This is a genomic window from Noviherbaspirillum massiliense JC206 (genome assembly GCF_000312045.1).
In the GTDB taxonomy this organism is placed as follows: domain Bacteria; phylum Pseudomonadota; class Gammaproteobacteria; order Burkholderiales; family Burkholderiaceae_D; genus Noviherbaspirillum; species Noviherbaspirillum massiliense.
In genome coordinates, this window is the sequence record NZ_HE978634.1 from 1856154 (window position 1) to 1868322 (window position 12169).

Below are 12169 nucleotides of genomic sequence, written 5' to 3' on the forward strand. Positions count from 1 at the left end.
TTACGCCAGGCTCATTCGAACTGCTTCTTGAAATTTTCGAGTTGCTCGCTCAGGCCCTGCACGACCTGGCGCAGCTCGGCCACTTCCTGTTCGAGCTCTGCCAGACGATCGCTCCTTCTGGCCGTTCCCGCCGAAGAAGCGTTGATTGCCTCTCCCTCGGCGTCTGCCTGGCTCGAACCGGAAAGCAGGTGGACATAACGCGATTCCTTCGTACCGGGAGTCCGCGCAAGACGCGCCACCAGCGGCGGAAACTTGTCGATCAAAAACTGTAGCCCGGTTTCCACTTCAGCCACTGATGCAAAATCATGCAAGCGGCCGCTGCGCGCCCGGATTTCCCCGGCAGTCTGGGCACCGCGCAGCATCAGCAAGCTCAGGATGGCGAGCTTGTCCTGTTCGAGGAGCCAGACGATGCGCATCCGGTGCTCGTACTTGGCCACGCGCGCATTCGCCTGGCGCACTTCGGCCACCAGTTTTCTCCGGATCAACCGCTGCAGCACTTCCATCACCGTCTCTTCCGACAGTGACATCACCGGTTCGCGGCTCGATAACTGATTGCAGCCATTCGTCAGCGCATTCAGTGACAGCGGATAGCTGTCCGGCGTCAATGCCTCCTTTTCCGCCAACACGCCCAGCACCCTGACCTCGTTCGGATCAAGCAGCAATTGATCGCTGCCGGCTTCGCCCGCAGCCTGATTCATGTCGGAATCGCTCATCGCACTAGTTCTATTCCACCAGCCTGTTCAACTGCTCCGGATCGAACTTGTCCAGTTGGGGAAGCACATCGCAGGTAATTCCTGCCGCCTTCAATGCAGCAATGATTTTCTGCAGCTGGTGCTCCTGCGTGGCGGCCTGGTCGATCAGGCCTCGCAAGGCGGACGACAGTGGATCGTCGCCGTTCGGTGTTACGCCATAGGCGGCAAACATGCGAGCGGTCGCTTCCTCCCGCGCCTTGTTCGCATCCTTCTGCACAATGTGGGCAGGATTGCCGACCGCGGTCGCGCCCGCTGGCACTTCCTTCACGACGACTGCGTTGGAACCGACTTTCGCCCCTTCTCCGACGGTAAAACCACCCAGCACCTTTGCGCCCGCACCCACAATAACGCCGCGCTCCAATGTCGGATGGCGCTTCGTGCCCTTGCTGAGGGATGTGCCGCCGAGCGTGACACCCTGATAAATCGTGCAGTCATCACCCACCTCGGCTGTTTCGCCGATAACGACACCAAAGCCGTGATCGATGAACACTCGCCGTCCAATCTTTGCGCCAGGGTGAATTTCGATGCCGGTCAGACCGCGCGCAACATGCGAAATGAAGCGGCCAAGCCATTTCCATCCATTTTGCCAGCACGAGTGCGCCCAGCGGTGCATCACGATCGCATGCAGGCCCGGATAACAGGTCAGCACCTCCCATGCCGTGCGAGCGGCAGGGTCACGCTCAATGATGCTGGCAATGTCTTCACGAAGGCGGCTGAACATAAGGGATTCGACTGTTTACTGGGTGTGTAATGTTACTGCGTTGCACGAAGATTTGCTGGTGACAGCCGCCGCTTCGACGCCGGTAAGGCCATCTTCTGCGGCAGGCTGGGGATGGAAGAGCGCGCTCAGGACTTGGCGATACGCTGGCGGCGCGCCTCGAAAAGACAGACGCCGGATGCGACGGAAACATTCAGGCTTTCAACAGCACCAAACATCGGGATGCTGACGAGGAAGTCGCAGTTCTCGCGCGTGAGCCGGCGCATGCCCTCGCCTTCGGAACCCATGACGAGTGCAACCGGCCCGGAAAAATCCGCCTCGTACAGGCTTTTCTCGGCTTCGCCGGTCGTGCCGATCAACCAAATGTCCCGCTCCTTCAATTCCCTCAGCGCGCGTGCAAGATTGGTGACGGTAATGTAGGGAACGGTCTCAGCCGCTCCGCTTGCCACCTTTGCCGCGGTCGCATTCAGGCCCACCGCGCGATCCTTCGGCGCAATCACTGCATGGGCACCGGCGGCATCGGCGACCCGCAGGCATGCGCCGAGGTTATGCGGGTCGGTGACGCCATCCAGTACCAACAACAAGGGAGGCCCTTCGACCGCATCCAGCAATTCGTCCAGGTTGCGCGCCAGGGAAAGATCGCCCGCCTTTGCGACTACCCCTTGATGCCGCCGCGTTCCCACCATGCCGTCGAGGCGCTGGTCATCGGCATGAATGACGCGAACTTTGGCCGCTTCGGCCGCGCGCAGCAATTCCTGCATGCGTCGGTCATGGCGAGTCGCATCGATGTAAATCTCTTCGATCGATGAAGCATCATGGCGGATGCGCGCGGTTACGGCATGAAAGCCGAAAATCATTTTGCTTTTCATGGTTACCGTCTTTTCTTGCCAGGCTTCGATTGTGCTTTCGCAGTGCGCTTTCTATCCGTGTTCGCAGAGCCCGCTTTCGTACGCTTCGCCGCTCCTGACTTCCCGGAATTGGCAGCCTTCTTTGCAGCTTTCGGCTTGCTTTTCTTTTCGGTGGCCTGTTCCGCGCGCCGCGCTTCGTTTTTCAGCTGGGTCTTGATGCCCGGCTCGGATACCAGGCGCAAATCGATCTTTCGCGCATCGAGGTCTACCCGGCTGACCTGCACAGTTACCCGGTCGGTCAACTGGTAGCGAATGCCGGTGCGTTCGCCGCGCAATTCATGCCGCGCCTCGTCATATTGAAAGTAATCCGCGCCCAACTCCGTGACATGCACCAGACCTTCAATGTAGAGGGAATCGAGCTGCACGAAAATGCCGAACGAGGTGACTCCGGAAATGGTGCCAGTGAATTCCTCGCCCAGCTTGTCGCGGATGAAATAGCATTTCAGCCAGGCTTCGACGTCCCGTGAAGCTTCGTCCGCCCGCCTTTCATTGGCGGAGCAATGCACGCCCAGCGCTTCCCAGATCGCGAGATCGCCTTCCGACTTCTTCTTGCCTGCAGCCTTGTCCTGCGCCTGCATCTTGCGCGCCGCGGGTGACAGCATCGTGTTCAGCACGCTGGTATCGATGCCTTTGGGCTCGTACCGCTTGCCTTGCAGGACCGCCTTGATGGCGCGATGGGTAAGCAAATCAGGATAGCGGCGGATCGGGCTGGTGAAGTGGGCATAGGCCTCGTATGCCAGTCCGAAATGGCCGATGTTGTCCGGACTGTACACCGCCTGCTGCATGGAACGCAGCAGCATCGTCTGCAGCAGTGTCGCGTCGGGGCGATCCTTGATCTTGGTCATCAGCTCCGCATAATCCGACGCAGCCGGGTTGTCGCCGCCGGCCAGGTGCAAGCCCACCTGCTTCAGGAAAGTCCGAACCTGATTCAGCTTCTCCTTGGTTGGACCGGCATGAACGCGGTAGGTGGTCGGGTGCTTGTGACGCTCGAGCAAATCGGCAGCACAAACGTTTGCCGCCAGCATGCATTCCTCGATCAGGCGGTGCGCATCATTGCGGGTGCGCGGCAGAATCTGTTCGATCTTTCCCGCCGCATTGCAGACGATGTAGGTTTCCGTCGTCTCGAAATCAATGGCGCCGCGCTTGTGCCGCGCCGTCAGCAGCGCCTGGAACACGTTGTAGAGATTCTGCAGGTGCGGCACCAGTTCCTGGCGCCGCGCCGCCTCGATTCCCTTGGTGTTGGCAAGGATGGCCGCCACCTCGGTATAAGTCAGGCGTGCTGCCGAGTGAATCACGGCCGGATAGAACTGGTAAGCCTTGATGTCGCCTTTTCCGGTAATGACCGCGTCGCACACCAGCGTCAGGCGGTCGACATCCGGATTCAGGGAGCATAATCCGTTCGACAGCTTCTCCGGCAACATCGGAATGACCCTGCGCGGGAAGTAGACGGAAGTGCTGCGCTCCAGCGCGTCGGTATCGAGTGCGTCGCCCGGCTTCACATAATGGCTCACATCCGCAATCGCAACGATCAGGCGGAAGGCATTGCTGCGCCCGATCTTCACCGGTTCGCAGTAGACGGCATCGTCGAAATCCCGCGCATCTTCGCCATCGATGGTTACCATCGGAATGTCGCGCAAATCGACGCGGTCGGCCAGGTCTGCCTGGCGCACCTCGTTCGGCAACTTCGCCGCAAGCTTCTTGGCCGCCTCGGAAAATTCATGCGGCACGCCATATTTGCGCACGGCGATTTCGATTTCCATCCCCGGGTCATCGATATCACCCAGCACCTCGACGATCTTTCCTACGGGCTGGGTATAGCGCGATGGCTGCTCGGTCAGTTCGACGCTAACTACCTGACCGGTTTTCGCCTTCCCCGGCGAACCGGCGAGCAGGATGTCCTGACCGATGCGCTTGTCTTCCGGGGCGACAATCCAGACGCCATTTTCATTCAACAGGCGTCCGATCACCCGCGTATTCGCACGCTCCACGACTTCGACGATCGTACCCTCCGCCCGCCCTCGCCTGTCCGTGCCGGAAATGCGCACCTTCACCCGATCGCCATGCAGAACCTTTTGCATTTCCTTCTCGGGGAGAAAGATATCCTCAGTACTGTCGTCCGGGATGAGAAAGCCATAGCCTTCCCGATGGCCGCTTACCCGTCCTTCGATAAAGTTCGAGTGGTGGGCTAACTGGTAGTGACCATTGCGATTCGGCTTGATCTGGCCATCACGTTCCATCGCATTCAAGCGGCGCATCAGGCCGTCCAGTTCGTTTTGCTTCACGCCGAGAGCCGCGGCAAGGGAATCCAGGTCCTGCGGTTCCGTCGCGGTACGTAAGATGCCGAGAATCTCCTCTCGGCTGGGAATACTGTATTGATATGCGCTCAAAAGAATACTTCGATTATTTTTTTGTTGGTTCAAAAGCTAGTGTAACGGAGTACCGTAATATTTACCTAACATCTGGTTTTAGAGACAGTGCAATTGAAAGCGTTCAATTGCACGAATGAATTGACTTGGCCGTTTTTTCGGTTATAATCTCTTTCTTCTGAGATGCCCAGATGGCGGAATTGGTAGACGCACTAGGTTCAGGTCCTAGCGGTGGCAACACTGTGGAGGTTCGAGTCCTCTTCTGGGCACCAAGTTTATGAAATAAAGGCTCGCTTTGCGAGCCTTTATTTTTTCGGCTCAGAAAGCAGTTGGTTTCACCGTTGACTTAGATTCAAAAGGCACGCTTGCAAGTCCAAGCCGTGCACTCCATGAAACTGGGACTGCTTCCTCAAATATCTAAAAAGCCCGTCGATTCCTCGGCGGGCTTTTTTTTTGCGCTCCGGTTTCACTAATTGAAGTGGTGAATCAGTCCGCTTTTCCTTTCTTGATCCAGGCAGCAAGCTGGTTCGGACGCAGACTGTCATATTCCTCGAACGGCTGATGGATCCAGGGATTGGTCGGAAGATATTGCAAGTAATAATCCGGACGCAGCGCCGAACAAGCCTTGCACCAGATGACGGCAGATCTGACCTCGGTCACGGCCGGGAAATTCTCTTTCAGATGATGCTGAACCTTTTCCAGAGTGACTCCGGAATCAACCAGGTCGTCTAGCAGAAGCACCTTTCCGGAAAGCCCTCCCGAAGTCGTGGTGATGTACTTCGAGATATTCAGCTCTCCCTGCTGAGTGCCCGCCTCCTCCCGATAAGAACTCGTGGACAAAATCGCCAGCGGAACGTCGAAGATCCGCGAAAATATGTCTCCCGGCCGCAGCCCGCCGCGAGCCAGACACAGCACTTGGTCGAATTTCCAGCCCGACTCATGTACCAGCGCCGCCAGTCCTTCGATGGCACGATAGTACTCGTCCCAAGATACCCACAGGTGTTTGTCGTTCGACACGTTCATGATCTCTGTTTTCCTGGCGATTCTTATTTGAATGGATGACGCAAAACAATGGTTTCTTCCCGGTCGGGTCCGGTGGAAACCATGTCAATCGGGACGCCAACCAGCTCTTCGATGCGCTGAATATAAGCGCGGGCATTGGCAGGCAGTGCCCCCATGGATTTTGCGCCAACTGTCGATTCCTTCCACCCAGCCATCTCTTCATAAATTGGCTGGCAGCGTGCCGCGTCTTCTGCTCCTACCGGGAATATGTCGACCTTTTTACCGTCCAGCATATAGCCAGTGCAAAGCTTGAGGGAGTCCAGCCCGTCCAGTACATCGAGCTTGGTTAAGCACATCCCGGATACGCCATTGATTTGCACTGAGCGGCGCAGCAATGCCGCGTCAAACCAGCCGCAGCGGCGCGCGCGGCCGGTAACCGTGCCGAACTCATGTCCAACCGTTGCCAGATGCTTGCCTACGCCTTCACTGGTAGCCAGTTCCGAGGGGAATGGGCCGGAGCCAACCCGAGTCGTGTACGCTTTGGTGATGCCGAGAATGTAGTGCAGCATGTTCGGCCCCACCCCCGAGCCGGCGGCTGCATTCCCGGCAACGCAATTGCTCGAAGTAACGTAAGGATAGGTGCCGTGATCGACGTCGAGCAGGCTGCCCTGCGCGCCTTCGAACAGCAGCTTCGCACCGGCATTGTGCGCGGCATACAGGGCACTCGACACGTCCGCCACCATCGGCTTGAGACGGACAACTGTAGCCAGCGCGTCATCGAGAGTCTTTTGACAGTCGACTGCAGGTGCCTTCAGATACTGGGTAAGGACAAAGTTGTGATAGTCCAGGTTCTCCTGCAATTTCTCGGCAAAGCGCGTTTCGTTTAGCAGGTCGGCGACACGGATGGCGCGCCGCGCCACCTTGTCTTCATAGGCTGGTCCGATTCCTTTGCCCGTAGTGCCGATCTTGGCCGCACCGCGCGCGGCCTCGCGTGCAGCGTCCAGCGCAGTGTGATATGGCAGGATAACAGGACAAGCTTCGGAGACCTTCAGGCGGGAGACCACCTCGACACCGCTTGCCTGCAGCTTGTCTATTTCGCGCAGCAGGTCAGGCACGGACAGCACGACGCCATTGCCGATATAGCAGGCGACACCGGCACGCATGATGCCGGAAGGAATTAGTTGCAGTGCCGTTTTCTGCCCGCCAATCACCAAAGTATGGCCGGCGTTATGTCCGCCCTGGAAGCGTACGACGCCCTGCGCATGATCCGTCAGCCAATCGACGATCTTCCCTTTTCCTTCGTCGCCCCATTGCGTACCTATGACGACCACATTTTTGGCCATGCTATTGTGTGACATTGCTTAATCCAAGTTTTTTAGAATCCAGTTTCCATTCTCGAAAGCGAGAGTGCGGTCACAATCGAATTCGTCCTGATCGTTTTCGTGGCCGGGCAGGCTTTGGATCACTATTTCACCGCCCCCCCGCAATTCAGCGATTTTCGCACGCAAATCAGCATCGGTTCCCCATGGCGCCAGGATGGCACGCTTGCGTCCCCCTCCCTGAACCAGGCGCGCCAATTCGCGCAGGTCCATGGAAAATCCTGTTGCCGGTCGCGCACGGCCGAATGCTTCGCCTACGTGGTCATACCGGCCGCCGCGCGCTACTGCGTTTGGGAGACCTGGCACATAGGCAGCAAACATCGCGCCGCTATGGTAATGATATCCCCGCAAATCAGCCAGATCGATCGTCACGTCCGCCGGGCCGGCAAAACTTGCCAATGCCTGCAATTCATCGAGCGCCTGTGCGACGCCCGGCAGTTGCGGAAGGATGCTGCGCGCACGGTCAATCGTCTCGACATCCCCGTACAGGGTGGGAAGCGCCATGAGGGCTGCCCGGGTGGCAGGTTCGAAATTCGAAGTGATGGCCCGCAGGCCCGGAATATCCTTGGCCTCGAGCAAGGAAAACAATTCATCTTCCCGCTTGCCTGCATTCTGGTCCCGGGCAAGGATGGCGCGCAAAACACCGACATGGCACAAGTCCAGGCGCACCTGTGAAATCCCGGCCAGGGCCAGCGAGGCCATCGCCAGCTCTTGAATCTCGGCGTCGGCCTCGAGCCCGGCATGTCCATAGATCTCGGCACCGATCTGCAACGGTTCGCGTGTCGTATGGAAGCCGGACGGACGGGTATGCAACACGCTGCCGGCATAGCAAAGCCTGGTGACGGAATTGCGGTTGAGCAAATGCGCATCGATGCGGGCCACTTGCGTCGTCATGTCCGCGCGCAGCGCCATCGTTCGCCCCGACAACTGGTCGATCAGGGTGAACATCCGCAAATCCATGTCTTGTCCCGCTCCGGTCAGCAAGGACTCGCGGTATTCGAGCAGCGGAGGCATGACAAGCTCGTACCCGTACAGGCGGAAATTATCCAGCAAGGCACGGCGCAACTCTTCGATCTTGCGCGCCTCGGACGGCAGGACATCGGCGATATTTTCAGGAAGGAGCCAATTCGGCATGACTAGAAAGGCGATACTTCAGGACAGAAGGTGAACCAGGGCCAGGATTGCCGCTCCAGAGAGCAATGTTGCCAACCCCACGAAACGGATTTGTCCGTCGGACAAGCGGAGAAGGCGGCTAAAAGTCTCCCGCCATTGCCTGGGAAAGAAAAAAGGAACAGCCCCTTCCAGCAGCAGCATTAGTCCGAGCGCGACTATCCAGGAGCCATTCACGGTATGGACAGGTCATTTCTTGGGATTGACGGGTCCCGAAGCCGGATTCCTGAAGTACTTGAAGAATTCGGAGTTAGGGTCGACAACCATCATATCGGAGCGATTCTTGAAGCTCGCACGATAAGCTTCCAGGCTTCGGTAGAATCGGAAAAACTCGGGATTCTGTCCGAAAGCCTGCGCATAGATCTGTGATGCTTTTGCATCGCCTTGGCCACGGATATTTTCGGCTTCGCGATAAGCCTCGGCAAGAATAACCGTCCGCTGCCTGTCGGCGTCCGCGCGTATCTTCTCAGATTCGGCAGCACCAGTCGAGCGCAATTCATTGGCAACGCGCATGCGCTCTGCCTTCATCCGCTCATACACTGAATTATTGATCTGTTCGACATAGTCGACGCGCTTCAGACGGACATCGATGATTTTCACGCCGATCTGCTGTGCCTCATCGGCGACCTTCTTCCCGATGGCATCCATCACCTTGCTGCGCTCCCCGGAAATGACTTCCCTCACAGTGCGCTTTGTAATCTCTTCGTTCAGTGCGGCCTTGATGATCTGCAGCATACGATCATGCGCCCGGCGCTCATCGCCACCGAAGCTCACGAAATAAAGCTTGGGCTCGACGATTTGCCATTTCACGAAAGCGTCAACCAGGATGTTTTTCTTCTCGGCGGTGATGAACCGGTCAGCATCAGGTGTGTCCAGCGTCAAAATTCGCTTATCCAGAAATACCACGTTCTGGAATGGCGGCGGCAGCTTGAAATGCAGCCCTGGTTCGCTGATGACCTTCTTGACTTCGCCGAGGGCGAATACGATCGCGTACTGGCGCTGGTCAACGATGAACAACGTCGAAAAAAGTACCGACAGTGCGATGAGAGCAACGATTGCAAGCGAGATCAACCGGTTCATTATCTCGTCTCCCGTTCACGGGAATCGCGGCCATCCCGATTCCTTCCATCCCTTTGCCTCTCCGAGTCCGCCGATGGCAAGGCATCAGATTGATTCGTTGCCGGAGCCGATACGCCGCTATTTGCCCTTCCAGCTACTCCAGGTTCGCCCGATGCTGATTGGGCAATCAGCTTATCCAAAGGCAAATAGATCAGGCTGTTGCCCGCTTTCGCATCCACCATGACTTTCGTCGCGTTCGAAAAAATCTGCTGCATGGTTTCGATATACATGCGGTCGCGCGTGACGGCAGGCGCTTTCTGGTATTCGGTGAGCACCTGCTTGAAACGCGCGGCATCACCTTCGGCATTGGCGATCACCCGCGCCCGATAAGCTTCGGACTCCTGCAACAGGCGCGACGCCGAGCCGCGTGCTCTGGGAATGACATCGTTAGCATAGGCCTGGCCTTCATTCTTTTGGCGCTCCCGGTCCTGTCCCGCCTTGACTGCATCATCGAAGGCAGCCTGAACCTGTTCGGGCGGTTGCACGCCTTGCATGGTCACGTTGGTAATTTGCGCACCGGTCTTGTAGCGGTCGAGGATTTGCTGCATCAGTTGCGCGACATCGAGCGCCACCTTCTCACGGCCTTCGTAGAGCACGAAGTCCATTTTGCTGCGGCCGACGATTTCGCGGATCGCAGTTTCAGCCACCTGCCGAACGGTCTCTTCCTGGTCTCGGTTATTGAATACCCAGTCGGACGCATTCTTGAGCTTGTACTGCACGGCGAACTGAATATCGATGATGTTCTCGTCGTCGGTGAGCATCAGCGACTCTTTCGGCTGCTTGTTGCGAACATTTGAACGGTAACCAACTTCCACTGTACGAACCTGGGAAACGTTAACCACTTCATGGCTCTGGATTGGAAACGGCCAGCGCCAATTAAAGCCCGCTGGCGTCATGTGGCTGTATCTCCCGAAGGTCATGACCACGCCGGTCTGTCCTTCCTGGACAATGAAAAATCCACTGATGAGCCAGAGAAAAAGGATGACGACTGCGATCGCGCCAATTCCTAGACCGGCACCGCGCATGCCGGAATTGTCGCCACCGCCATTCCTGCCACCGGTTTTATTGCCGAGCAGGCGGTTGAGCTTTTGATTGAAATCTCGCCAGAGTTGATCAAGATCAGGCGGGCCGTCGTTTGGCTTTTTTCCTTCCTGGCTTTGATTGTTTTCCTGCGAACCTCGTCCCCAACGGGGATCGTTCAATGAAAGCTTGACGCCTATTTTTTCTAGTATGGGAACGAGCATTCTGTCGCTATCCGGCTTTATGTATTTGGTTGGAATGCCAGTTGATCTATCATGTTCGCGCGTCATGGATTTGCCCGGCTGATATAGGGGGAACGTCAGGCATTCCATCCGCTTTCGCGTATTCCGCTATGGCTTCACGCAGAAAATCCAGACCGGATCCAGCCTGCGCGCTGATAAAAACACGCCGGATTTTATCATATTCATCACGTTCCACTGCGGGCTCCAGGCCGGCGGCATCAATCTTGTTCCAGACCAGAATCTGCGGGATATGGTCGGCGCCAATTTCTCTCAGGACTTCATTCACCTGCTCGATCTGCTCCATGCGTACCGGGCTTGCAGCGTCCACCACATGCAGCAGCAGGTCGGCATGGATCGTCTCTTCAAGCGTGGCCCGGAATGCTGCAACCAGCTGGTGCGGCAATTCCCGGATGAATCCAACCGTGTCCGAAATAACGATGTTTCCGGCCTCACCCAGATAGATACGCCGCGAGGTTGTATCCAGCGTCGCGAATAGCTGATTGGCGGCATACGCGCGCGCCTTGGCAAGAGCGTTAAACAATGTCGACTTCCCCGCGTTGGTATAGCCGACGAGGGAAACGGAAAAAGCATTGTTGCGTCCCCGGGCACGACGCTGCGTCTCGCGCTGGCGCTGCAACTTTTCGAGGCGGGACCTCAAGGCCTTCACCCGGTCTCCCAGCAATCGACGGTCGGTTTCGAGCTGGGTTTCACCAGGGCCTCGCAAGCCGATGCCGCCCTTCTGGCGCTCCAAGTGAGTCCAGCCACGTACCAGGCGAGTGGAAAGATGCTGCAACTGAGCCAACTCGACTTGCACCTTACCCTCATGACTCTGGGCACGCTGCGCAAAAATATCGAGGATCAGGCTGGTCCGGTCAACCACCCGAGTCTTCAAATGTCGCTCAAGATTTCGTTGCTGGGCGGGCGATAATGCGTGATTGAAGATCACGATATCGATTTGATTTTCCGCGATAGCTGAGGCGATTTCCTCTGCCTTGCCGGAACCCACGAAGAGGGCCGCGTCCGGACTGGAGCGCTTGCCCGTGACCGTGGCCACTGGCTCGGCCCCCGCAGATTTTGACAGCAAACTTAATTCTTCGAGGCTCGCAGCAAAGTCGCCTTTGCCGAAATCGACGCCGACTAACGCAGCGCGCATGGGAGAGACGAGCGGAGTAACGATACCTTATTCCGCTTCAGATTCAAGGTTGAGATTGACGGCACGTGCCGGAACCACTGTAGAGATGGCATGCTTGTAAACCATTTGCGTAACGGTGTTACGCAGCAGAACGACATACTGGTCAAATGATTCGATATGCCCTTGCAGCTTGATCCCATTGACCAGGTAAATTGAAACGGGGACATGCTCTTTGCGTAAGGCATTGAGGAACGGGTCTTGTAACAGTTGCCCTTTATTGCTCATGGCAGCTCCATTGTGTAGTTGTGATTAGGAGTTGGAGACGACTTGGAAAATTTCAAGCGCCTTTGTGCAGTACAGT

At 57.1% G+C, this 12169-nt stretch carries 12 protein-coding genes and 1 tRNA gene; 1 reads left to right on the forward strand and 12 read right to left on the reverse strand.

Annotated elements, in window-relative coordinates; genetic code table 11:
- Positions 1 to 11 precede the first annotated feature (11 nt).
- From HGHM_RS09180 to rnr, 4 genes are all read right to left on the reverse strand, one after another.
- Positions 12 to 713 carry a YceH family protein gene (locus HGHM_RS09180; protein WP_019141231.1) on the reverse strand — a complete coding sequence of 234 codons (702 nt, stop codon included), beginning with the start codon at positions 711 to 713 and terminating at the stop codon, positions 12 to 14.
- 10 nt (positions 714 to 723) lie between these two features.
- Positions 724 to 1473 (reverse strand): serine O-acetyltransferase, encoded by a 750-nt coding sequence (gene cysE, locus HGHM_RS09185; RefSeq protein WP_019141232.1) that lies wholly within the window; start codon positions 1471 to 1473, stop codon positions 724 to 726.
- Between the two features lie 125 nt (positions 1474 to 1598).
- On the reverse strand, positions 1599 to 2339 hold the full coding sequence (gene rlmB / locus HGHM_RS09190; RefSeq protein ID WP_026075853.1) for a 23S rRNA (guanosine(2251)-2'-O)-methyltransferase RlmB: 741 nt from the start codon (positions 2337 to 2339) through the stop codon (positions 1599 to 1601).
- Positions 2340 to 2341: 2 nt separating this feature from the next.
- Positions 2342 to 4765 (reverse strand): ribonuclease R, encoded by a 2424-nt coding sequence (gene rnr, locus HGHM_RS09195; protein WP_019141234.1) that lies wholly within the window; start codon positions 4763 to 4765, stop codon positions 2342 to 2344.
- A gap of 164 nt (positions 4766 to 4929) precedes the next feature.
- Here rnr and HGHM_RS09200 point away from each other — a divergent pair.
- Positions 4930 to 5016 (forward strand) — tRNA-Leu (locus HGHM_RS09200).
- A 214-nt stretch (positions 5017 to 5230) separates the two neighbouring features.
- Here the strand turns inward: HGHM_RS09200 and HGHM_RS09205 are convergent.
- The 8 genes from HGHM_RS09205 to hfq are packed head-to-tail and all read right to left on the reverse strand — an operon-like array spanning position 5231 to position 12093.
- Complete coding sequence (locus tag HGHM_RS09205; RefSeq protein WP_019141235.1) at positions 5231 to 5767, reverse strand: phosphoribosyltransferase; 537 nt, start codon at positions 5765 to 5767, stop codon at positions 5231 to 5233.
- Positions 5768 to 5790: 23 nt separating this feature from the next.
- Positions 5791 to 7104 carry an adenylosuccinate synthase gene (locus HGHM_RS09210; RefSeq protein WP_026075854.1) on the reverse strand — a complete coding sequence of 438 codons (1314 nt, stop codon included), beginning with the start codon at positions 7102 to 7104 and terminating at the stop codon, positions 5791 to 5793.
- Positions 7105 to 7107: 3 nt separating this feature from the next.
- Positions 7108 to 8259, reverse strand: a complete 1152-nt coding sequence (locus tag HGHM_RS09215) for an ATP phosphoribosyltransferase regulatory subunit (protein WP_019141237.1) — start codon at positions 8257 to 8259, stop codon at positions 7108 to 7110.
- 18 nt (positions 8260 to 8277) lie between these two features.
- Complete coding sequence (locus HGHM_RS22635; protein WP_075111705.1) at positions 8278 to 8472, reverse strand: DUF2065 domain-containing protein; 195 nt, start codon at positions 8470 to 8472, stop codon at positions 8278 to 8280.
- Between the two features lie 12 nt (positions 8473 to 8484).
- Positions 8485 to 9375, reverse strand: coding sequence for a protease modulator HflC (hflC, locus tag HGHM_RS09220; protein WP_019141238.1), 891 nt, complete (start codon positions 9373 to 9375; stop codon positions 8485 to 8487).
- On the reverse strand, positions 9375 to 10658 hold the full coding sequence (hflK, locus tag HGHM_RS09225; protein ID WP_020693835.1) for an FtsH protease activity modulator HflK: 1284 nt from the start codon (positions 10656 to 10658) through the stop codon (positions 9375 to 9377). Before hflK ends, hflC begins: the two co-directional genes overlap by 1 nt.
- Before the next feature lie 49 nt (positions 10659 to 10707).
- Positions 10708 to 11829 carry a GTPase HflX gene (hflX, locus tag HGHM_RS09230; RefSeq protein WP_019141240.1) on the reverse strand — a complete coding sequence of 374 codons (1122 nt, stop codon included), beginning with the start codon at positions 11827 to 11829 and terminating at the stop codon, positions 10708 to 10710.
- 27 nt (positions 11830 to 11856) lie between these two features.
- On the reverse strand, positions 11857 to 12093 hold the full coding sequence (hfq, locus tag HGHM_RS09235; RefSeq protein WP_019141241.1) for an RNA chaperone Hfq: 237 nt from the start codon (positions 12091 to 12093) through the stop codon (positions 11857 to 11859).
- Between the last annotated feature and the right edge of the window lie 76 nt (positions 12094 to 12169).